Origin of the sequence: Alistipes sp. An31A, assembly GCF_002159425.1 — a bacterium.
In the GTDB taxonomy this organism is placed as follows: Bacteria; Bacteroidota; Bacteroidia; order Bacteroidales; family Rikenellaceae; genus Alistipes; species Alistipes excrementigallinarum.
Map to the genome: position 1 here is coordinate 22,912 of NZ_NFIO01000010.1, position 22,968 is coordinate 45,879.

The 22,968-nt window shown below is 64.5% G+C and carries 13 protein-coding genes; 9 read left to right on the top strand and 4 right to left on the bottom strand.

Annotation, left to right across the window (positions count from 1 at the left end; all coding sequences use genetic code 11):
- Positions 1-6: 6 nt before the first annotated feature.
- Positions 7-822: a polysaccharide biosynthesis/export family protein gene (locus B5F90_RS08750; RefSeq protein ID WP_087362426.1), complete on the bottom strand. Its 816-nt coding sequence runs from the start codon at positions 820-822 to the stop codon at positions 7-9.
- A 618-nt stretch (positions 823-1,440) separates the two neighbouring features.
- On the opposite strand from B5F90_RS08750, the gene B5F90_RS08755 reads away from it, so the two are divergent.
- Both B5F90_RS08755 and B5F90_RS08760 read left to right on the top strand, forming a co-directional pair.
- Positions 1,441-2,727: an alpha-amylase family glycosyl hydrolase gene (locus B5F90_RS08755; RefSeq protein ID WP_087362427.1), complete on the top strand. Its 1,287-nt coding sequence runs from the start codon at positions 1,441-1,443 to the stop codon at positions 2,725-2,727.
- 259 nt (positions 2,728-2,986) lie between these two features.
- Positions 2,987-4,930, top strand: coding sequence for a glycoside hydrolase family 13 protein (locus B5F90_RS08760; protein WP_239307776.1), 1,944 nt, complete (start codon positions 2,987-2,989; stop codon positions 4,928-4,930).
- 407 nt (positions 4,931-5,337) lie between these two features.
- Here the strand turns inward: B5F90_RS08760 and B5F90_RS08765 are convergent, their stop codons facing one another.
- The 3 genes from B5F90_RS08765 to B5F90_RS08775 all read right to left on the bottom strand — a co-directional run bounded on the left by B5F90_RS08765 (position 5,338) and on the right by B5F90_RS08775 (position 9,837).
- Positions 5,338-5,919, bottom strand: coding sequence for a LemA family protein (locus B5F90_RS08765; protein ID WP_087362428.1), 582 nt, complete (start codon positions 5,917-5,919; stop codon positions 5,338-5,340).
- A 364-nt stretch (positions 5,920-6,283) separates the two neighbouring features.
- Positions 6,284-7,213 carry a TPM domain-containing protein gene (locus B5F90_RS08770; RefSeq protein ID WP_087362429.1) on the bottom strand — a complete coding sequence of 310 codons (930 nt, stop codon included), beginning with the start codon at positions 7,211-7,213 and terminating at the stop codon, positions 6,284-6,286.
- Positions 7,214-7,467: 254 nt separating this feature from the next.
- On the bottom strand, positions 7,468-9,837 hold the full coding sequence (locus B5F90_RS08775) for an outer membrane beta-barrel family protein (RefSeq protein ID WP_087362430.1): 2,370 nt from the start codon (positions 9,835-9,837) through the stop codon (positions 7,468-7,470).
- A 676-nt stretch (positions 9,838-10,513) separates the two neighbouring features.
- On the opposite strand from B5F90_RS08775, the gene B5F90_RS10875 reads away from it, so the two are divergent.
- The 7 genes from B5F90_RS10875 to B5F90_RS08805 all read left to right on the top strand — a co-directional run bounded on the left by B5F90_RS10875 (position 10,514) and on the right by B5F90_RS08805 (position 22,764).
- Positions 10,514-10,963 (top strand): hypothetical protein, encoded by a 450-nt coding sequence (locus tag B5F90_RS10875; protein WP_204229547.1) that lies wholly within the window; start codon positions 10,514-10,516, stop codon positions 10,961-10,963.
- Positions 10,964-11,497: 534 nt separating this feature from the next.
- Positions 11,498-12,223, top strand: coding sequence for a lysophospholipid acyltransferase family protein (locus tag B5F90_RS08780; protein ID WP_087362431.1), 726 nt, complete (start codon positions 11,498-11,500; stop codon positions 12,221-12,223).
- A gap of 126 nt (positions 12,224-12,349) precedes the next feature.
- Positions 12,350-14,224, top strand: a complete 1,875-nt coding sequence (locus B5F90_RS08785) for a DNA topoisomerase IV subunit B (protein ID WP_087362432.1) — start codon at positions 12,350-12,352, stop codon at positions 14,222-14,224.
- A gap of 75 nt (positions 14,225-14,299) precedes the next feature.
- Positions 14,300-17,374, top strand: a complete 3,075-nt coding sequence (locus B5F90_RS08790) for a DNA gyrase/topoisomerase IV subunit A (RefSeq protein ID WP_087362433.1) — start codon at positions 14,300-14,302, stop codon at positions 17,372-17,374.
- Positions 17,375-17,758: 384 nt separating this feature from the next.
- On the top strand, positions 17,759-18,295 hold the full coding sequence (locus B5F90_RS08795) for a shikimate kinase (RefSeq protein ID WP_087362434.1): 537 nt from the start codon (positions 17,759-17,761) through the stop codon (positions 18,293-18,295).
- A gap of 25 nt (positions 18,296-18,320) precedes the next feature.
- Entirely contained in the window at positions 18,321-19,112 is a 792-nt protein-coding gene (gene murI / locus B5F90_RS08800; protein ID WP_087362435.1) for a glutamate racemase, read from the top strand.
- Positions 19,113-19,677: 565 nt separating this feature from the next.
- Entirely contained in the window at positions 19,678-22,764 is a 3,087-nt protein-coding gene (locus tag B5F90_RS08805) for a DNA translocase FtsK (RefSeq protein ID WP_087362436.1), read from the top strand.
- The last annotated feature ends 204 nt before the right edge of the window (positions 22,765-22,968 follow it).

Here is a 22,968-nt window from a genome sequence, read left to right on the forward strand (position 1 = left end):
CGCGGATTATTTTCTGGAAAGGGTTACGACGAGCGTCGCAATCGAGATGGCGGTGCTCACCAGCGAGATGTAGAACGAGCGGTCCTGGCTGATTTGACCCGAGCGGGCCTTCTTCTTGTTGGGCTTGACGTAGATTACGTCGTTCTGCTGAAGGTAGAAGACCGGCGAGTCGAAGATATCCTTCGAGCGCAGGTCGAGGTACTCGATGGTGCGCACGCCGTTCGTCTCGCGGATGACGGCCACCTCGTCGCGCATGCCGTAGACCGTCAGGTCGCCGGCCATCGCCAGCGCGTCGAAAATCGAGACGCGGTCGTTCTTGATTTCGTACTCGCCCGGACTGGCCACCTCGCCGATGACCGAGAACTTCATGTCGGCGAACTCCACGTTCACCGTCGGGTCGTTCAGATACCCGCCCTCGACAATCCTGTCGGCGATGGCCTTGGCCAGTTCGCTGCGGGTCATGTCGCGGCAGTCGATTTTCCCGATGATGGGCATGTCGAACATGCCGTGCTCGTCCACCGTGCGGACCTGCAGCGAGGAGGCGTTGCTCGAAGAACTTGTTCCGGTAGATGACAGCGCGTTGTAGCCCGAAGCCGTATTGAAGGGGGCGGCCAGTTCGGGGTCCTTGCTGTTGACCACGACGGTGAGTCGGTCGAGCGGCTGGATGCGGATTTGACCCTTGAGGGCTGTCTGTTCCGGAGTGTATGGGGTGGCATCCTGGAGGTACCAGGTCTTTTTGGCGGCTCTTTGCGTTGCACACGACGTGAAGGCAAGCGCCGCGAAGCAAGCGACGGAGAGCAGGAGAAAACGGAAAAATCTCATCTGTTTCAGGATAATTGTATACGCCCCGCAAAGGTAGTAAAGTTTTCCGAAAAATCCAGCGGTGCAATTTGCTATTTGTGCCGCAGTTGGACCGATTGAGCGTCCGTCGGGGCAGGGTGCGGGATGCGGCGCCGGAGTTGAGGTGTTGCGGCGGCGGAGCTCCCTCTGGGGACGCTCAGGGCCGGTGCCGCGCGCTCTTTTGCGGGATTCGGCGTTCAGCCGTATCAAAATTGCCGGAAAAAGTGTATTTTTGGTCCTCCGAAGCGTCGCCGGACGCTCTGGATGCCGGCTTCCGGCCGTGCCAATCCCTCCCGACGCCCTCCCCGATTCGTTCGGCGGGGCATTCCTCCGGCGGACTTCGCTCTGGACCGCAACGTCGGCGAGCGATGCAGTGAACGGCGCGGCGCGACGCGGGTGCGGCAGGGAGGCGGAGCTTCCGCCGCCGGCCCGGTTTGCCCCAGTCCGGTTTGCCGCCGGTCCGTACCGGTCTGTGCCGGTCCGTCCAGTCGGTCCAGCACGGACCCGGTCCGTCCCGGTCCGTCCCGGTCCCGGGAGCGCTGGAGGCGGAGCAAAATGTGAACAGTTTGATTTGAAAGGTAATAAGAGACAATGGATGCGATGAATCATCCCGAATGGAGCTATCAGGCCGTCATCTACGAAATGAACGTCCGCCAGCTCACCCCCGAAGGGTCGCTTCGGGCCGCAGCCGCGCGGCTGCCGATGCTGCGCGACATGGGCATCGATGCCGTATGGCTCATGCCCGTCTATCCCATCGGCGTCGAGGGGCGCAAGGGCTCGCTGGGCTCCTACTATTCGATTCGCGACTACTGCGCCATCAACCCCGAGATGGGGACGATGGCCGATTTCGACGCCTTCGTGGCCGAGGCGCACCGCCTGGGCATGAAGGTGCTGCTGGACTGGGTGGCCAACCATACGGCGCGCGACGCCCGCTGGATTGTCGAAAAGCCCGCCGACTGGTACGAACGCGACGCCTCGGGCGCACCCGCCGTGCCGTGGGACTGGACCGACACGGCGAAGCTCAACTACGCCAACCGCGCCGTCTGGGAGGGTGAGGCCGAGGCGATGGAGTTCTGGCTCCGCGAGCACGGCGTCGACGGCTTCCGCTGCGACATGGCGATGCTCGTGCCGGTGGAGTTCTGGCATGAGACGGTCCGCCGCCTGCGCCTTATGAAGCCCGACCTCTTCATGCTGGCCGAGGCCGAGGAGACGAACCTCTTCGAGCACGGCACCTTCGATGCCTGCTACGCCTGGCAGATGCACCACCTGATGAACGACGTGGCGCAGGGTCGGGTGCGGGTCACGGCGCTGCGCGACTACATCTACGCCGACCGCGGCCGCTACCCCGAGTCGGCCATGCGGCTCACCTTCACCTCGAACCACGACGAGAATTCGTGGAGCGGCTCGGAGTTCACCCGCATGGGGGCCGCCCGTGAAATCATGGCGGCCTTCACCTTCGTCGTGCCGCGCGGCCTGCCCCTCGTCTATACGGGACAGGAGGTGGGCTACGACCACAGCTTCGCCTTCTTCGACCGCGACCCCCTGCCCGATGCCGCTCCCAACGCCTTCACGGAGTTCTACCGCCGGCTCACCGCACTGCGCCACAACCACCCGGCCCTCGCCTCGGGCGGCCGCGGCGGCGGGATGGTCGAAATCCGCAACAACGCCGAGGATTGCCTGATGACCTTCGTGCGCGAAGCGGGCGACGACCGCGTCGTGGCGGTGATGAACCTCTCGCCCTACGCCATCCATGCCGACTACCGCACGGGCATCTACGCCGGGCGCTACATCGACGCGATGACGGGCCTGCCGTTGCTGCTTGCGGAGCATGTCGAGGAGGATATGGCTCCGTGGAGCTACCGGATTCTGACCCGCTCCCGCGAATAGCGCCGCCGGAGGAGCCGATGTCAACCTTTTTTCCGCTTTCCTGCCCATGACCACCGAATCCGAACCCATGCTCCGTACCGCTTCCGGGTGCGATGCCCCGTCGGGGAAGGCCTCCTGCGCCGGGGTTGCCGACCAACCCTCCGCCGGAACGGCCGCCGATGGGTCTGCCTCTGTCGGAGTTGCCGCCGGCAAACCCGCAATTCGAGACGGGCGCCCCGCCTACGGAACTGCCGACGGGACTGCCGACGGGGCCGCCGCCGTGCCTTCCGCCGACGACCGCCCGGCTGCCGACGATGCGTGCAACCCCCGCCCGGCTGCCGGCGGAGCGTGTCCCCTCGGTGCCGGGGCCGGGGAGGGCGGGAGCCGCATCGAGCGCATCGAGCCGCCGTCGTGGTGGGTCGGCATGCAAACGCCGCTCCAGCTGCTGGTCAAGGGGCGGGGGATTGCCTCGTGGCAGGTCGCGGTTGATGGCTGCGAGGGGGTCCGCGTCACGGCGCTCCATCCCGGCACGAGCCCCAATTACCTCTTCGTCGACGTGGTCATAGCGCCGACGGCCCGCCCCGGCCGCATCCGCCTCCGCTTCACCCGCGGCGGCGAGCACTTCGGGGTCGATTACGAGCTGGCGGCCCGTCCGCAGCGTCCGCAGCGCGCGAGCTTCTCGACGGCCGACGTCCTCTACCTGGTGATGCCCGACCGCTTCGCCGACGGCGACCCCTCGACGGACAACGACCCCTCGACGGCCGAGCGCTGCGACCGCCGCGACCCCTTCGGCCGCCACGGAGGCGACCTGCCCGGCCTTACGCGGCATCTGGACTACATCGCCCGGCTCGGCGCCACGGCCGTCTGGTGCACCCCCGTGCTGCTCGACAACGAGCCGCACCAGTCGTACCACGGCTATGCCACGGCCGACTACTACCGGGTCGACCCCCGCATGGGTGGCAACGAGGCCTACTTCACCTTTGTCGGGGAGTGCCACCGCCGGGGGCTGAAGGTGGTGATGGATGTGGTGACGAACCACTGCGGCAGCGCCCACTGGTGGATGGAGGAGCCTCCGTTCGACGACTGGGTCCACCGCCACCGGAGCTATACGCCCACCAACAACCTCTTCTCGACCCACATGGACCCCAACGCCTCGCGCTACGACCTGGAGGTGTTGCAGAGCGGCTGGTTCGACCGCTCGATGCCCGACATGAATCTCGACAACCCGTTCGTGCTGAACTACTTCCGGCAGTGGGCCGTCTGGTGGATTGAGCGGGCCGGCATCGACGGCCTGCGCGTGGACACCTACCCCTACAACGAGAAGGGGCCGATGAGCGCCTGGTGCGCCTCGGTGCGGCGCGAATATCCGTGGCTCAACATCGTCGGCGAGTGCTGGACGACCGACATCCCGCGTCTGGCCTACTGGCAGAGCGGCCAGACGAACCGCGACGGCTTCGATTCGCACCTGCCCGCCCTGATGGACTTCCCGCTGCAGGAGGCGCTCTGCTCGGCGCTGCGGCCCGGACGTCGGGGCGGCGGGATGATGCGCCTCTACGACTGCCTCGCGGACGACTTCGTCTACCACAATCCGTCGAATCTGGTCACCTTCTTCGGCAACCACGACACGGAGCGGCTGGCCGACGTCGTCGGTGGCAGCTGGCGGCGGATGAAAATCGCCTTTGCGCTGCTGGCCACCCTGCGGGGCATCCCCCAAATCTTCGCCGGGGACGAGCTGGGGCTGCGCACGACCGATGCGGCGCAGGGCCACGGCGCTCTGCGCCGTGACTTCCCGGGCGGCTGGGCGGGCGATGCGCACAACTGCTTCGAGGAGTCGGGACGGCTGGGCGAGGCGGGTGACCTCTGCGCCTACGTGCAGCGGCTCTTCACCTGGCGCCGGCAGTGCCGCGTCCTCCACACGGGGCGGACGATGCACTTTGCACCCGAGGATGAGTGCTACGCCTTTTTCCGCTACGACCGCAACGCCTGCGTCTTTGTCTTTGTCAACAACTCGCGGCGCCGCGTGCGCATTCCCTGGTCGCACTATGCCGAAATCGCCGCGCCGCTCCGTGAGGGGCGCAACGTGGTGACGGGCGAGCGGGTCACGCTCTCGGAGCGGAGCCGCGTGGCACCGCTCACGGCGCTGGTGGTCGAGTTCGACCGGGGCGTCGCGCCGACCGGCCGCGTGGTGTGTGACGCCGGGGATAAATCCGCAGCGGAGCGATAACCGGTTGCCTGCCCCCTGTCTGCCCGCCTTTCTGTCTGCTGCCCTGTTTTTAGTCTCGCCTCTTTCCTCGCGCCTTGCGCTTTCTGCCTCCCGACTTAGAACGCCTTTCGCCGTCCGGCAGACGGTACGCGCCGGCGGGTGCTGAATTCCCCTTCCGGAACCCTCCGGGCACAATGCCGCAAATAGAAAAGGGACGGAGCTCACGGCTCCGTCCCTCTTTTCTGCACTCCGCCCTCCGGGGCGACTCCTTTCGCGTGCTTGCGCTCCGCCCTCCGGGGCGACTCCTTTCGCGTGCTTGCACTCCGCCCTCCGGGGCGACCCCTTTCTCGTGTTTGCACTCCGCCCTCCGGGGCGACTCCTTTCGCGTGCTTGCGCTCCGCCCTTCGGAGCGACCCCTCCCGCGTGGGTCAGAACTCCACCTTGGGGGCTACGTCGCTCCCTTCGGCCGCCTCGAAGTAGGGCTTCTTCTCGAAGCCGCAGAGCGAGGCCACGATGTTGGTCGGGAAGCGGCGCACGGCGACGTTGTAGCCGCGGGCCGTCTCGTTGAAGTCGCGCCGCGCCACGGCGATGCGGTTCTCGGTCCCCTCGAGCTGCGCCTGAAGCTCCCGGAAGTTCTCGTTGGCCTTCAGGTCGGGGTAGTTCTCGGCCACGGCCAGCAGCCGTCCCAGCGCCGTGCGCACCTCGGCCTGCGCCGCCTGGTAGCGCTCCAGCTGCTCGGGCGTCATCTCGTCGACCGAGAGGTTGATGGAGGTTGCGCGCGTGCGGGCGTCGGTCACCTCCTCGAGCGTCGTGCGCTCGTGCTCGGCGTAGCCCTTGACCGTGTTCACCAGATTGGGAATGAGGTCCGAACGGCGCTGATACTGCGTCTCGACGTTGGCCCAGGCGCCGTTGACCGCCTCTTCACGGCTCACCAGCCGGTTGTAGCTCGAGTAGAAGAAGAATCCTCCGATGACGAGGATGGCCAGTACAATCCAAATCCACTTTTTCATTGTTCGCTCTCTTGATTGGTTTATTCTGTTGTCTCAGTAGGTTGCTGTTGCCTTTTCCGTTGCCTTTTCCGTTGCCTTTTCTGCTGCCTCGGCCCGCTCTCAGCGGCTTGCCTCGTCCTTGCTCTCCGCGGCGCCTTGCCCGGTGGGGGGGGGAAGGTGCCGGCCGGGGGGGGCTGCGCCTGTGTTCTGCCGGGGGGCTGCGCCTGTGTTCTGCCGGGGCGGTCCCGGGCTGCGGTTCGCCGCGGCGCTGTTCCGCCGGGCTTCGTTTTGCCGCCCTTGCTCGCCGGCCGGGGGCGCTGCATTGCGCGTCCCTTTCTGCACTTCTTGCGTGCTTCTTTTTCCGCTCCTTTGGGCATCCTCGGGGCTACCAGCGCGATCCGGCGCCGCCGCCTCCGAAGCTGCCTCCGCCGAAGCCTCCGCCCATGGAGCCCCCTCCGCCGCCGAAGCCGCCCAGCCCGCCGAAGCCGCCGATGATGGGCCCTCCGCCGCGCCCTCCGAAGCCGTTGTCGCGCCATTCGCGCTCCTGGTGCCGCACCACATGGCCGCAGTGCGTGCAGACGAAGGTGTACTCGACGATGCGGTGCTGGGGGGTGAGCCCCAACACGCGCCGCTCCTCACGGACGAGCGTATGCTTGTGGCAGCGCGGGCAGCGCTTCTCCTGCCGCCGGCGGTGGAGCGCCAGCAGCGAGGTGGCGAGGAAGAAGAGGATGACCGCGCCGAAGATGTAGAGCACCGGCAGCGGCCCGTCGTCCGGCTCCTCCTCCCCGAATGCGATGCCGCTGCCCGTCAGGGCGCCCGCCACGGCCTCGACACCGGCCACCATGCCGCCGCTGTAGTCCCCCGTGCGGAAGCGGGGCAGCATCAGCTGCGTCTGAATCCGCTTGCAGAGGGCGTCGGTCAGAACCCCCTCGACGCCGTATCCCGTCACGAAGCGGATTTCGCGCCGGTCGCGGACCAGCAGGATGCCCACGCCGTTGTCGTCGCCGGCGCGCCCCACGCCCCAGCGGCGGAAGAGGTCGATGGCGAAGGTGAAGAGATCGTCGCCGGCAATCTCGTCGACGGCCACCACCGCCACCTGGGCGATGCCCTGCCGGCGCAGCGAGCCGCAGAGCGAGTCGATGCGGGCGACGGCTGCCTCGGAGAGAATCCGGTCGGGATTCGAGACGTAGCGGTTGCGGTCCGTCAGCTGGACGTTGGGAATCTCCTCCACGCGGTAGCCGGCCGCCCGTGCGGGTGTGGCCGCAAGGAGCGGGAGCATCAGGCTCAGGAGGATGGTGGTCAGCAGGGTGCGCATGGTTGAAAACAGGGGGTTGTGTGGTGCAAACATACGAAAAAAACGGCAAATTGCCCAATGGTGCAGGGGGCCTTTCGTCGCTTTTTTTCGTCGGCCGGTCGGGCGGCCCGGGGCGGGGGAGGGAGGTGCCCCGGGGCCGCGGGCGGGGCCGGGCCGATGGAGGGTCCGGTCCGGGAGGCGGTTCCGTGTGTGGGTCCGGGCTGGTGAAAGGTCCGGGCCGGAAGAGGTGCCGCTTACGCCCGCTCATCGCCCGCTCAGAGGCGGCTTCGGTCCTCGGCGGCTCCTGCCTCGACGCTCTTCTTCTGGAAGGCCTTGCCCGCCTTGAAGTTGTAGGTTACGCCCACCTGGAACCGGATGGAGCTCCAATTCTGGCGAACCTGCTGGTGGCGTACGAAGTCGTCGCCGCGTGCGCCGAGCGTCTGTGCCCGGTTCAGCAGGTTGTAGGCCGAGAAGGTGCAGGTCAGACGGTCGCCGAAGAAGCTCTTCTTGATGCTGGCGTTGAGGAAGTGCATCGCGTCGACCCAGCACGAACCCAGGTAGACTCGGTTGCTGAAGCGGTACGAGAGGTCGAGGTAGACCTTGCCCGGCAGCGTGAAGGTGGTCTGCGCGTTGGCGAAGAGGTAGTGGTGGTACTGGATTGAGCCGTGGCTCGAGAGGCGCATGCCGTGGTAGACGTAGTTGGCGTTGAGGTTGAGCGTCCACCACTTGGTGAGCTGGAACGGAAGGCTTGCGGCCAGGTAGTAGCTCGACGTGCGGTCGTAGTTGAGCCAGAGGATGCCCAGCACGTCGGGATTCTCGGCGTCGGGAACCATGTCCTGGTTGATTTCGTCGTCGACGATGCTGATGCCGGCCGTCAGCGTGTACTTGTGGGCGAGCACCGCCGTGAGGCTCACGTCGCTCGTGTAGCTGGGGAGCAGGTCGGGGTTGCCCGTCTGGTAGGTGTAGTCCGAAATCTGCGAGCGGTTGGGCATGAGCGTCCAGAAGCTCGGGCGGCGGATGGTCCGCGCATACTGCGCCACCAGCGAGTAGGCTCCGTCGCGGCTCAGCGAGTAGGAGACGTTGGCGTTGGGGAAGAGGCTGAAGTAGTTCTGCTCGACGCCGTTGCGCCGCCCGTCGGTGCGGGTGTACTCGCCGCGCAGCCCCGCCGTGACGCCCCAGCGGCCGAGCTTGGCCGTCACGACGCCGTAGGCGGCCGCGATGTGTTCGGTGTAGTCGACGCGGAGACTCTGGTCGTCGTTGCGCACCCACTCCTCCTCCTTGAGGTACTGGTAGAGGGAGTTGTTGTAGGTGTGGTTGCGCGTATACTTGGCGCCGGTCTGGAGGCTCCATTTCGGCGAGAACTTCTTGTCGAGGGCCAGCGTCAGCGCGGCAACCTCGAACGAGTTGTCCGTGTGGTCGCGGTAGGTCGAGTCGACGGAGGGCAGTCCTTCGGGCTGTATGTGGCTGAAGTTGTCGTTGTGCGACGAGGCTTCGCGGCGGGCGTAGTCGCCCAGCACCTTGAACTGCGACCCCAGCGTGTCGATTTTCCAGATGTAGTTGAAGGTCCCCTCGTAGCCGTTCGTGGTGCTTGTCGGACGGAACCGGCTGTCGGTCTCGGAGGTGGTGCCGTTGCCCATCATCGAGTGGGTCTGCGTCGTGCCGCTCTCCGTCATGCGGAGGTAGGAGAACTCGGCGCCCACGCTGTGGCGGTCGTTGATTTCGTAGATGGCCCCGAGCCGGCCGCCTCCCGACGTGTCGTCGTTCTTCATGGTCGATTCGGCATTGAGCCGCTTGCCGCTGGCAGGGTAGTCGGTCTTTTCGGTCGAGCGGGCCTCCGAGGGTCCGAACGACGCCCAGGCCGAAGCGTTGATGTCGAAGCGCCCGCTGTGGATGCTGATGTTGGCTGCCGGCATGTACGAACTGCCCATCTTGCCCTGCGTCGTGCGTATCGAGACCGAGCCGTTCAGGCCGTTCTCGCGCCGCTTGCGGAGCGTGATTTTGATGACGCCGCCCGACGAGTCGGCATCGTAGTCGGCCCCGGTGACGGGCACCACCTCGATTTTCTGAATCTCCTCGGCCCGCAGCGAGCGCAGGTAGGTGAGCAGCTGCTCGGGCTCCATGCGCAGCTCGCGGTCGTTGATGAAGACCTTCGAGCCGCTCTTGCCGTTGATGGATATCTTGTCGTCGCTCACCCAGACGCCCGGCGCCTGTTCGAGCAGCTCGACGCCGTCGCGCCCGATGGCCGAGGGGGTGTTGGCCACGTCGACCACGAAGCGGTCGGCTTCGCGGCGGATGAGCTGCGCCTTGACGGTCACCCCTTCGATTTGGGTCGCCGCGGTGCGGAGCGTCAGGTTGCCCAGTTCGCCGTCGGCGGCGAGCTGCACGTCGCGGTCGATGGGTTCGTAGCCGACATACTGGATGCGGAGGTGGTACTTGCCCGCCGGGACGCGCAGTTCGAAGCGACCCTCCTCGTCGGAGGCCATCCCCGCCACCTGCTTTTCGTCGCGCAGCAGCACGACGGTGGCGTATGCCACGGCATTGCCCTGTTCGTCGACCACGCGGCCGCGGGTCGGGAGCATGCGGGCCGCGAAGAGCTCCGTGAGGGAGAGCATCAGTGCAAGTGAGAGAAGAACCAGTTTCTTCATGGCTTTATTGTGTTTTATTATTGTTTGCGTTGCTTGTTATTTGACAATGCAAATATAAATAAATTTCGTTGTATTATGCAATACAAAGTACTAAATTTTCGCATAATTTTTTGATACATATATTTATTAAAAAGAAATAGAGCCTCTTTTAAGAGGTAGCGAGGTGCTTGTGGTATGAGAATGTGTAGTTAAAGGAGAGGGGATTTAGCATTCGTAGTAGAGGTAAAAAGAATCTGACTATTGAAATCAATTGCAAGCACGGATAACGGTGGTATGTATTGAGTGGTAAAAGTTTCGAAATAATAAAAGTATTTTATTTGCTTAAGATTCAAACTTTATTTTTAGTGTATCGAGAATATCGATACGCTTTTTTGATGGCATTTAGGCTATTGGTTTTGCAACGAAAACGACCAATTTTTAATCGCAAAAACACCAATAGGCACAATGAATGCCCTCGCTGTATGGCGTGGGTTGTGCCTATGTTTTTGCAGGCGCTTGGTCGTGCCTCGTTGCAATAAGCATGACCTGCGTTTCTTTTTTATGGTTAAGCGTATGCCATCTTTGGCATAGACTATAATGTTTAACGATTAAAATAATACAGCGTTATGAAAAAGAAATCTTTTTTCTCCTACTGTTTGTCTCGGTCTTGTTATCCATGGTGTCATGTATGCCAAAAATGTATCCGCTGAGGGGGCAATACAAAGTCGAAAATACTATTGAAACTACATCGTCATACGAGGATGTTTGGAATAAAGTAATAAATTTTTTTGCGTCAAACAATATTGCAATTTCGACAATCGATAAATCAAGCGGCATTGTGGCTGCGAATGATGTCGTTTTTTGGAAGACATGCCTTACAATGGAAGATAAAAGGGGTGTAATTGAAAATCCCCAGGCTTGGTTTGTCATGCCGTATGAAAAGAATGCCAAGCCGGTATCAGTGCAATGTTCGCTTAATGTTCATGTGATAGACACGAATGATGGACGTGTTTCTATAACAATAAATATTGGTAATATTAGGGGAAAAGAGATTACATCTAATTTTACGGGATTAGCCATATATCCATCCTATAATTTTTCGTCTACGGGAAAATTCGAGAAAACATTATTAGATATATTTAGATGAGCCGCATGTATTAATGTGTTGATATGATTGTCTTACTTAAGTTTGGATTGGATGTTTATCCAATCCTTTTTGTTTAAATTGGATAAACTGTTAAAGCAAAACGATTTGTAATATTTTCAAGAGAAGGTTTTTCAGCTCTTTACGACTGATGTATAGACGAACAGTGTCTTTGTAGTTTGTTTTGAGCGCAATCCATGGTGCCGAGACAAATCATCTGGAGAATCCAGCCGTCATGCCGGAAACAGCCGCGGTGGTCGCCGACTCGGAACGCGGTACTCCTGCCGCGCCGAGTCCCGGTATTGCAGGATGCCGCCGCGCTGCGGAGCGGCTTCTGCATGAGGCGGTTCCGGTGCTGCGGCCGTCCGCAGCGTCCCGTCCGGAGGCTCTGCCGGCCGGCCGCGCTTCCCGCGCCGGAGCGCACAGCGCACTTCGGCCGCGTTTTTCGAAAAAAATCGGCGGCACGCCCTCGGGAATCCCGGGAATAATTCCTAAATTTGCAGGATGAATTACGATGACTGATTACGCCCCGAACCTATGCTGAGCCTGATTTTCTTTATCTTCCTCGTCCTCCTCTGCACCCTCTTCATGGTGCTCTCGGCCCTGGCCCTCGTCCTGTGCTGGCCCTTCGACCGCGCGCGCCGCACGGTGCATGAACTCTCGCGCATTCTGGTGCGCATCTTCTTCGCCATCCCGCCCCTGTGGCGGCAGCGCGTCATCGGACGGGAGCTCATCGACCGGCATCAGCGCTACGTGATTGTCATCAACCACCGCACCGTCATCGACATCCCGACGCTCTACTACCTGCCGCTCAACTTCCGCTGGGTCTCCAAGCGCGAGGTCTACAAGGTCCCCTTCTTCGGGCAGTACCTCTTCCTGCACGGCGACATCTGCATCAACCGCGGCCGCGCCACGGAGGCGATGGAGCAGCTGCTGCGCGAAGGCAAGCTCTGGCTCTCGCGCGGGGCTTCGGTAGCCATCTTCCCCGAAGGGACCCGCTCGAAGGACGGCGAGATTCACCGCTTCAAGGCGGGCGCCTTCCTGCTGGCCAGGGAGGCGGGCGTGGCGATTCTCCCGGTGGTCACCGAGGGTACCAACACGCTGATTCGCCCCAACGGCCTCTTCAACTGGGGCAACCGCATCACGATTCGGGTGCTGCCGCCGGTTCCGGCCGAGCGCGTGGCGGCCGAAGACCCCCACGTGCTGATGCAGGAGGTGCACGACGCGATGTGCTCTGCGCTGGAGGAGATTCGTCGCAAATAGGACCGCCGGGGTCCGACAGCCGCATCCCGCCTCGCGTGCGCGGGTGCGCCCTTCGTGCCGGAGGACGAACGGACCGCGGACCGCGGGCGTCCTGCGGCGCTTCCGGTTATGGACTGAACATGAATTATGGCTGACTTATTGAATAATATTCCTACGGACAACTACGGCGACGACGCCATCGTCACCCTCACGCCCCGCGAGCATATCCGCCTGCGCCCGGGCATGTACATCGGCAAGCTGGGCGACGGCTCGCAGGCCGACGACGGCATCTACGTCCTCATCAAGGAGGTGGTGGACAACTCGGTCGACGAGTTCATCATGGGCGCCGGACGCCAAATCGACATCACGGTCGAGGGGCAGCTGGTCACCGTGCGCGACTACGGCCGCGGCATCCCGCTCAACTCGCTCACGGCGGCCGTCTCGGAGATGAACACCGGCGGCAAGTACGGCGGCTCGGCCTTCAAGAAGACGGTGGGTCTGAACGGCGTGGGCGTCAAGGCGGTGAACATGCTCTCGAGCGAGTTCACGGCCCGCTCGGTGCGCGACGGCCGGGCCCACGAGGTGACCTTCGCCAAGGGGCTCGAACAGGGCGAGCGCTGGGAGGAGCACACCGACGAGAAGAACGGCACCTTCATCTCCTTCCGCGTCGACGAGGAGGTCTTCGGCCCCTATGCCTACAACATGGAGTATGTCGAGCAGATGGTGAAGAACTACACCTATCTGAACCTCGGGCTGACCATCCGGCTCAACGGCCGGAGCTACGTCTCGAAGAACGGCCTGCTCGACCTGCTCAACGAAAACATGACCGACGAGCCGCTCTATCCGCCCATCCACCTCTCGGGCGACGACATCGAGGTGGCCATCACCCACGGCACGGGTTACGGCGAGAGCTACTACTCGTTCGTCAACGGACAGTACACCTCGCAGGGCGGTACGCACCAGGCGGCCTTCCGCGAGGCCATCGCCAAGACCATCAAGGAGTTCTACCACAAGGACTACGACCCGTCGGACATCCGCACGTCGATTATCGCCGCCATCTCGGTCAAGGTGACCGACCCGGTCTTCGAGTCGCAGACCAAAATCAAGCTGGGCTCGAAGGAGATTGAGCCGGGCGTCTCGATGCGCAACTTCGTGATGGACTTCCTGGGCAAGCATCTGGACGACTACCTGCACAAGCATGCCGACACGGCGCAGGTGCTCCAGAAGAAAATCGTCGAGAACGAGAAGGAGCGCAAGGCCATCTCGGGGGTCCAGAAGAAGGCCCGCGAGACGGCCCGCAAGGTCTCGCTCAACAACCGCAAGCTGCGCGACTGCAAGATTCACCGCACGGACCGCAACGAGCTGGCCGAGCAGTCGATGATATTCATCACGGAGGGAAACTCCGCCTCGGGCTCCATCACCAAGAGCCGCGACGTGCGCACGCAGGCGGTCTTCTCGCTGCGCGGAAAGCCGCTCAACTGCTTCGGACTGACGAAGAAGGTGGTCTACGAGAACGAGGAGTTCTACCAGTTGCAGTCGGCGCTCAACATCGAGGAGGAGATGGAGAACCTCCGCTACGAAAAGGTGATTATCGCCACCGATGCCGATGTCGACGGCATGCACATCCGGCTGCTGCTGATGACCTTCTTCCTGCAGTTCTTCCCCGAGGTCATCCGCGAGGGGCACCTCTACGTGCTGCAGACGCCGCTCTTCCGCGTGCGCAACAAGAAGGAGACCCACTACTGCTACTCGGAGGAGGAGCGTCTGCGGGCCATCGCGCGTTGCGGGGCCAATGCCGAAATCACCCGATTCAAGGGTCTGGGCGAAATCTCGCCCGAGGAGTTCCGCGAATTCATCGGCGAGCGGATGCGTCTGGACCGGGTCCGCATCACGAAGGACGACCCGATTCACGACCTGCTGGAGTTCTACATGGGCAAGAACACCTACGAACGCCAGGGCTTCATCATCGACAACCTCCGCATCGAGGAGGACCTCGTCGAGGAGGACCTGCGTCTGAGCTGAACGTAACACGCCGCCGGCGGCCGGCGCCCCCGTCCGGGGTGCGTGCCGCAGGGCCGGTCAACCAAGCAACGGATTATGTCTGAAGAGAAAGATAAACGCGAGCAGGAAGAGCTGCTCAACGAAGAGGATGCCTCGACGCCCGAAACCGATGCCGGCAGCGAGGAGGAGGCTCCCGTCGACGCCCCCGCCTCCGCACAGTCGGGCCGGCCGAGCCGCTTCGGCCGCCTGATGCAGGAGGAGGCCGGCGTGCGCAAGCTGGCGGGCATGTACAAGAACTGGTTCCTCGACTACGCCTCCTACGTGATTCTGGAGCGCGCCGTGCCCCACGTCGAGGATGGCCTCAAACCCGTGCAGCGACGCATCCTCCACGCCATGAAGGCGGTCGACGACGGCCGCTTCAACAAGGTGGCCAACATCGTCGGCCAGACCATGCAGTACCACCCCCACGGCGACGCCTCCATCAAGGATGCGCTCGTGCAGCTGGGGCAGAAGGAGCTGCTCATCGACTGCCAGGGCAACTGGGGCAACATCCTCACGGGTGACGAAGCCGCGGCGGGCCGTTACATCGAGGCGCGCCTCTCGAAATTCGCCCTCGAGGTGGTCTTCAACCGCAAGACCACCGAGTGGATGCGCTCCTACGACGGCCGCAACGAGGAGCCCGTCACGCTGCCCATCAAGTTCCCGCTGCTGCTGGCGCAGGGCTCCGACGGCATCGCCGTGGGTCTGGCCTCGAAGATTCTGCCCCACAACTTCGTGGAGCTCATCAACGCCTGCATCGCCCACCTCCAGGGGCGCGAGTTCCAGCTCTATCCCGACTTCCCGACGGGCGGCATGGCCGACGTGAGCCGCTACAACGACGGCCTGCGGGGCGGCACGGTGAAGGTGCGCGCCCGCATTTCGAAAATCGACAAACGGACGCTCGCCATCACCGAGATTCCCTACACGACCACCACCGAGTCCATCAAGGAGTCCATCATCAAGGCGAGCGACAAGGGCAAAATCAAAATCCGCAAGGTCGACGACAATACGGCCGAGAAGGCGGAAATCATCGTGCAGGTGGCCCCCGACGAGTCGTCGGACAAGACCATCGACGCCCTCTACGCCTTCACCGACTGCGAGGTATCGATTGCTCCGAACGCCTGCGTCATCTGGGAGGACAAGCCCCACTTCCTGGGCGTGTCGGAGATTCTGCGCCGCTCGGCCGAGCATACGCGCTGGCTGCTGGGCCGCGAGCTGGAGATTCGCCTCGGCGAGCTGAACGAGGCGTGGCATGCCGCCTCGCTCGAGCGGATTTTCATCGAGAACAAGCTCTACCAGCTCATCGAGGGGTGCCGCAGCCGCGAGGAGGCCTACGCCGCCGTCGACAAGGGGCTGGAGCCCTTCAAGAAGCAGCTGCGCCGCGAGGTGACGCTCGAGGACGTGCAGCGCCTGACGGAGCTGAAGTTCATCCGCATCTCGCGCTACGATACCGAGAAGGCCGACAACGAAATCCGCCAGATTGAGGCCGACATCGACGAGACGCGCTACCACCTGGCCCACCTGACGGAGTATGCCGTGGCCTACTACGAGCACATCCGCGAGAAGTACGGCAAGGGGAAGGAGCGCCGCACCGAGCTGCGCGAGTTCGACTCGATTGAGGCGACGCGCGTGGCGGTGACCAACGCCAAGCTCTACGTCGACCGCGCCGAGGGATTCTTCGGCATCGGCAAGTCGATGAAGGATGCCGAGTTCGTCTGCGACTGCTCGGACATCGACGACGTGATTGTCTTCACGCGGGACGGCCGCTACGTCATCACGAAGGTCTCCGACAAGGCCTTCTTCGACAAGGGCATCTACTACATCGGCGTCTTCAAGCGCAACGACGAGCGGACCATCTACAACGTCCTCTACCGCGACGGCAAGAACGGCCCCATCATGATGAAGCGCTGCGCCATCAAGGGCATCACGCGCGACAAGGAGTACGATATCACGAAGGGGACGCCGCGGAGCGAAATCCTCTACATGTCGGTCAACCCCAACGGCGAGGCCGAGGTGCTGAAGGTCTACTTCAAACCGCGCCCGCGGTTGAAGAAGGTGATTGTCGACCTCGACTTCTCGACGCTGGCCATCAAGGGGCGCCAGAGCCAGGGCAACCTCTTCTCGCGCTACGGCATCCACAAAATCGTCCTCAAGGAGCGGGGCACCTCGACGCTCGGCGGCCAGAACATCTGGTACGACGACGACGTGCGCCGGCTCAACGCCGAGGGGCGCGGCCGCCTGCTGGGCGAGTTCAAGGGCGACGACAAGCTCATCGTCTGGACCTCGAAGAACCAGTACTACATCACGGGCTACGACCTGACGCAGCACTTCCCCGACGATACGGTGCGGGTCGACCGCTTCGAGGCGGACCGCGTCTACAGCCTCTGCTACTACGACCGCGAGCAGCACTACTACTATCTCAAGCGCTTCACGGCCGAGATGAGCGACCGCCTGCAGTTCTTCCTCGAGGAGGGGCAGGCCGACTTCGTCTGCCTGACCGACAAGGCGGGGGCGAAGCTCGAAATCACCTACAAGGGGGCCCATGCGGCGCGCCCGGCCGATTTGGTGGATGTCGACGAGTTCGTCGGCGTGAAGAGCCACCGCGCCAAGGGCAAGCGTCTGACGACCTACGAGGTGGCGACGCTGCGCTTCATCGAGCCGGAGCTCCCGCCCGAGCCGGAACCCTCCGACGGCGAGGAGCCGCTGGAGGAGGACGATGCTGCCGGTGTTGAGGGAGCTGCCGGAATTTCCGAGGCAGCCGGGGCTGCCGGGGGTTCGAGTGCTGCCGGCGCTGCCGGAGCTGCCGGTGCGGAGCGGGGCGGCTCTTCGGAGGCTGCGGCGGAGGATGCTCCGGCGGCGGCATCCGCAGCCGGAAACGCCTCCCGGGATGCGGCCGCAGGCGCGGCCCCGAAGGGGGCGTCGGGTGCTCAGACGGGTGCTCAGACGGGTGCTCAGACGGGCGCCTCGACAGGTGCCCAGACGGGCAAGCGGCGTGCGGCGGAGCCGCGCGGCGGTGAAATCTCGACCACGGGCCTTCCCAAGACGGGAGGAGGCGGCGTCGACTTCGAAATCGAGCGGGCCAAAGGCGATGTGGACGAGGTGATTGACCCCGAGCAGCTCAACCTCTTCTGAAGCTGATTCCGGGGCCCTTCGGCGGCGGAGCCGAGGTCCGTGCGGCCGCTCCGGCTCGGGGCCTCTGCGGGGTGCCGGCGGTGCCGGAGAAGACGTGACGGCAGGTTCGGAGAAGAAGGAGCCTGCGGGGCGCCAAGCCCGAGATGAAGCCGGCGGAAGACGCCGGTGGCGTCGGCCGGGTACCTGCGGAGCGGCGGAAGAAATGCCGGAGCGGTGCCCGGAAAATGCCGGCGGAAGGAGCCCGAAACGGTGCCGGAAAGGTGTCTGCGGGGCGCCGGAAAATGCCGGCGGGGCGTCGGCGGGACGCCAAGCCCGAGAAGATGCCGGCGGAAGGCGCCGGAAAAGCCGAGGCAGAGCCGGTGCCGGCAAATGGAACATGCAACGATGAAACCTCTCTTTTTGATAGGATACATGGGGTGCGGCAAGAGCACCGTCGGGCGGAAGCTCTCGCGCCGCCTCGGGTGGCGCTTTGCCGACACCGACGCGCTGGTCGAGGAGGCCGAGGGGGCCTCCGTGGCCGACATCTTCCACTACGAGGGCGAGGAGCGCTTCCGCGAGGTGGAGCGGCAGGTGCTCGAGCACCTCATTGCGGCGGCGGAGCCCGTCGTGGTCTCGACGGGCGGCGGCCTGCCTCTGTGGCACGACAACATGGAGCGCATGAATGGCTCGGGCGTGACGGTCTACCTGCAGCGCTCGGCGGCGGGAATAGCCCGCCGGCTGACCCCCTACGGCCGCCGCAAGCGCCCCCGCCTGCGCGGCCTGAGCGACGAGGAGCTGGTCCCCTTCATGGAGCGCGACATGGCTCTGCGCGCCCCCTTTTACGAGCGTGCACAGCTCACGCTGGCGTGCGATGCGCTGAGCGACGAGGCGGCGCTCGATGCCGTCGTGGCCCGGCTGCGGGCGGACGGCCTGGTGCGTTGAATCTTCAAACTGACGTCTGATTGCTATGGACAACCGTCCTGTCGGAGTATATGATTCGGGCCTCGGAGGCCTGACCGTGTGGCGCGAGCTGCGGCGTGCGCTGCCCGGGGAGTCGCTCCTCTATCTGGGCGACGGCAAGAACTGCCCCTATGGGGCGCGGCCGCGCGAGGAGGTGCGCCGTCTGGCCTGCCAGGCGGTCGACTACCTCATTGCGCAGGGGTGCAAGCTGGTGGTCGTCGCCTGCAATACGGCCACGGCCGCAGCCATTGACTTCCTGCGCGAGCGCTATCCCGACATCCCGCTCGTGGGCATGGAGCCGGCCGTCAAACCCGCCTGCCTGCATACGCGCAGCGGGGTGGTGGGGGTGCTGGCCACCGAGCGGAGCCTCGACGGCGAGCTCTTCCGGCGTACGGCGGCCCGCTACGGCCGCGGCATCGAGGTGGTGACCGCCCCCGGCAAGGGCTTCGTCGAGCTGGTGGAGTCCGACCGCGAGGCGACGCCCGAGGCCGAGGAGTGCGTGCGTCGGGCGATGGCCGGGATGCTGGAGCGCGGTGCCGACCAGATTGTCCTCGGCTGTACGCACTATCCCTTTCTGATGCCCGTCTTCAGGCGGATTGTCGCCGGGCGCGACGTGACCATCATCGACCCCTCGCCGGCCGTGGCGCGGCGCACGGCCCAGCTGCTCGACCAGTACGGTCTGCGGGCCGCCCCGGACCACCCTCCCACCTGCGAATTCCGCACCTTTGCCGACGAGGCCTACCGGGAGCGCCTCCGCGCCAAGGCCTTTGCCGACGCCGATACGCCCGCTGCCCGGTAAGCGGCGGCGGAGCGGCAGGGAGCGTTGCGGCGCCCGTCCGCCAAGCTGCGGCGGGGCAGGAAAACCGGTTGCAGCGGTCCGGGAATATTTTGCCGCCGCTTGCCGGGCGGTGGCGGGGCGGCATGGAGCGTTGCGGCGACAGTCTGCCAGGCGGCAGGGCGGAGAACCGGTTGCAGCGGTCCGGGAATATGTTGCAGCCGCTTGCCGGGCGGTGAAGTTCCGGGCCGAGTCGGGCGGCGGGGCTAAACCGGGAGACCGGGCCGAACCGGATGCCCGGGCCGACGCGGGGCGGTGAAGCTCCGGACCGGAACAGGTCGGCTGGGCGGAGAAGCTCCGGGCCGAAGTCGGGCGGCGGGACAGTGAAGTTCCGGGTCGGCTGAGCCATGTCGCGGCACACTCGCTTTCAGTCGGTTGCGCGCCGCCAGTTCGAGTACGGCTCGATGCCGTCCGTGCAACGCGCTGAGCCGCCGCGGCTCCGCCGCATTCTTCCGACGGATTCAACCCTCCGATTTTTTAGTTTCGCAAAATTTCCGTAACTTCGCTTGATAAATCAAGCGCAAATTCCATGGCATCCAAAAATACCTCCTCCGGCAGTCGTCAGCAGACCACCCGTTCGAACCGCGACAGCGCCCGCTGGACGCTCGGCCTGCTGCTCTTTTTCACGGGGCTTTTCGCCACGGCGTCGGTCCTCTTCTCCTTCTTCTGCTGGTCGGCCGACCTGAGCGTGCTGCAGGGCGTCGGCAGCGACAGCCCGCTCTACGACGACACGGTAGAGAACCTCTGCGGGCGTGCGGGTGCCTGGCTGGGCGAGCAGCTCGTCGGCCGTTCGTTCGGCGTCTTCGGGGTGCTCATCCCCGTGATGCTGACGCTGGTGGGGGTGCGCATCATTCGCCAGCGCCCCATCCTGTTCAACCACTCGATTCTCTCGCTCTCGCTCATCATGATTCTCGGGTCGCTCACCCTCGGCTTCGCCTTCGGCGACAAGTGGAGCCTCTGCTCGAGCACGGGGTGGGGCGGCGCCTTCGGCATCGGGGGCGGCGAGTGGCTCGGCGCCCAGATTGGCTCGGTGGGGACCCTCATCCTGCTGCTGGGCGGCTGGATTCTGACCGGCGTCTTCATCAACCGCAACTTCATCAATACGGTCAATACGGCCGGCAACGCCATGGTGGACAAGGGGGGACGGATTGTCGACATGGTCTGCCACAAGATGGCTTCGGGCCATGCCCAGCAGGGTGAGCAGGAGGAGCAGGAGGCCGAAGCGGCCCCGTCCGAGCCCTCCTCGCCGCGTACGGCCGCTCAGGCCGCTCAGGCCGCACCGGCTGCGCAGCATGCCGCGCAGCGCCGTGATGCCGCCGCGGAGCGCCCGGCAACGACCTCCGAGCGTGAGAACCCCCGCGACGTGCCCGGCCGGACGGGTCGCGAGGTGCCGCACGACGAGCCGGCGACGCTCACCGTGCAGCGCCGTGCGGAGGAGCCCCGTCCGACGGCTGCGGCCGCTTCGGAGGAGAACCCCTTCCTCGAACTGGCCCCCGACGGCAAGCCCGTCGAGATGGAGATTGCCCGCCACACCGCCGAGGAGGAGGCGGAGCAGCCGCACGCGCCGCATGCCGACGCGTCGGATGACGCCTTTGAGGAGGTCGACCTCGCGTCGCGCGAGGGGCGTCTGGTGATGGGCCGCAGCGGGCTGGTCGAGCTCGAACGCCCCGCCGCCCCCGTGCGCCGTCCCGCCGTGGTGCAGAACGGCCCCTTCACCGAAATCACCGTCGGCGGGGAGCCCGCGCCGGAGTCCGCACCGGAAGCCTCCGGGGAGGCCGGCGCCGCACGGCAGGACTCCTCCGCCCGGCACGCGGCACCGGAGCCGGCCGCTGTCCCCTCGTCGCCCTTCGTCGAGATTGCCCTCACCCCCGCCGCATCGCAGCACGAGGCGGAGACAGCCGCTCCGCACTACGGGGAGGAGGCGCCCGCCGCCCCGCAGTACGAAGCAGAAACGCCCGCCGCACCCGCCGCGCCGCTGCATGCCGCCGCCGAACCTGTCGAATCGCTGCATGCGGCTGCCGCCGAGCCGGGCATCGTGGTGACGGTCGAGGCCAACAAGGCCCGCGAGGTCGACGACGCGCAGATTGCCACCGACGCCTACGACCCGCTCAAGGACCTGGTCAACTACCACCGCCCGCCCGTCTCGCTGCTCGAGGACTACATGTCCGACACGGAGGTGAGCGACGAGGAAATCTACGAGAACAAGTCGAAAATCGAGGAGACGCTCAAGAACTTCGGCATTCCGATTCAGCGCATCAAGGCGACGGTCGGCCCGACGGTGACGCTCTACGAGATTGTCCAGGCGCAGGGGGTCAAGATTTCGAAAATCCAGGGCCTCGAAAACGACATCGCCCAGAGCCTCAAGGCGCTGGGTATCCGCATCATCGCCCCCATCCCGGGCAAGGGCACCATCGGCATCGAGGTCCCCAACCGCGACAAGCAGGTGGTCTCGATGTATTCGGCCATCCGCTCGCTGCGCTTCCAGGAGTCGAAGGCCGAGCTGCCGGTGGTCATCGGCCGCACGATTCAGAACGAGAACTACGTCTTCGACCTCACGAAGATGCCCCACCTGCTCGTGGCCGGCGCCACGGGTCAGGGCAAGTCGGTGGGTCTGAACGCCATCATCACCTCGCTGCTCTACCGCAAGCACCCCGCGCAGCTCAAGTTCGTGATGATTGACCCCAAGATGGTCGAATTCTCGCTCTACGCCAAAATCGAGAAGCACTTCCTGGCCAAGATGGAGTCCGAGGAGGAGGCCATCATCACCGACCCGCGCAAGGCGGTCTATACGCTCAACTCGCTCTGCATGGAGATGGACGCCCGCCTCGAGCTCTGCAAGAAGGCCGGGGCGCGCAACATCTCGGAGTACAACGAGAAGTTCGTCTCGCGGCGGTTGAATCCCCACAACGGCCACCGCTACCTGCCCTACATCGTGGTGGTGGTCGACGAGTTCGCCGACCTGATTATGACGGCGCGCGAGGTCGAGGGTCCCGTGATGCGTCTGGCGCAGAAGGCCCGCGCCATCGGCATCCACCTCATCATCGCCACGCAGCGACCCGACGTGAAGGTCATCACGGGCGGCATCAAGGCCAACTTCCCGGCCCGCATCGCCTTCCGCGTGATGCAGATGATTGACTCGCGCACCATCATCGACCAGCCGGGTGCCAACCAGCTTATCGGCCGCGGCGACATGCTCTTCTCGAAGGACGGCCAGCTGACCCGCATCCAGTGCGCGCTGGTCGAGACGCGGGAGGTCGAGCGCATTGTCGACTACATCTCCAAGCAGCAGGGCTACACGTCGGCCTACCTGCTGCCCGACTACGCCCCCGACTCGGGCGAGGGTGGCGGCGGCATGGGCAGCGAGGAGTCGTCGGCGCCCCAGAAGTACGACTCGCTCTTTGCCGAGATTGCCCGCGACGCCGTCTCGAGCGGGAGCATCTCCACCTCGATGATTCAGCGCAACTACGAGGTGGGCTTCAACCGTGCGGGCCGCATCATGATGCAGCTCGAGCGTGCCGGCATCGTCGGCCGCCAGCAGGGGGCCAAGCCGCGCGACATCCTCTTCCACGACATGCCCTCGCTCGAGGCCAAACTGCAGGACCTGGGCCTCTTCTGAGGCCGGACGGGGGGGACCGGACGAGAGGGGAAGACGACCCCGGAGACGGGGCGGTTCCGGTGAGAGGGGGCGGGCCCGATGAGAGGTTGGACAGTGAAGGGGCGGTCCCGGAGCTGAAGCGGTCCGGTGAAAGGGCGGTCCGACGTGGATGCGCCCGCGAGGCTCCGATTGCGGGCAAGGAACCCGAGGCCCGGTGAACTTCGA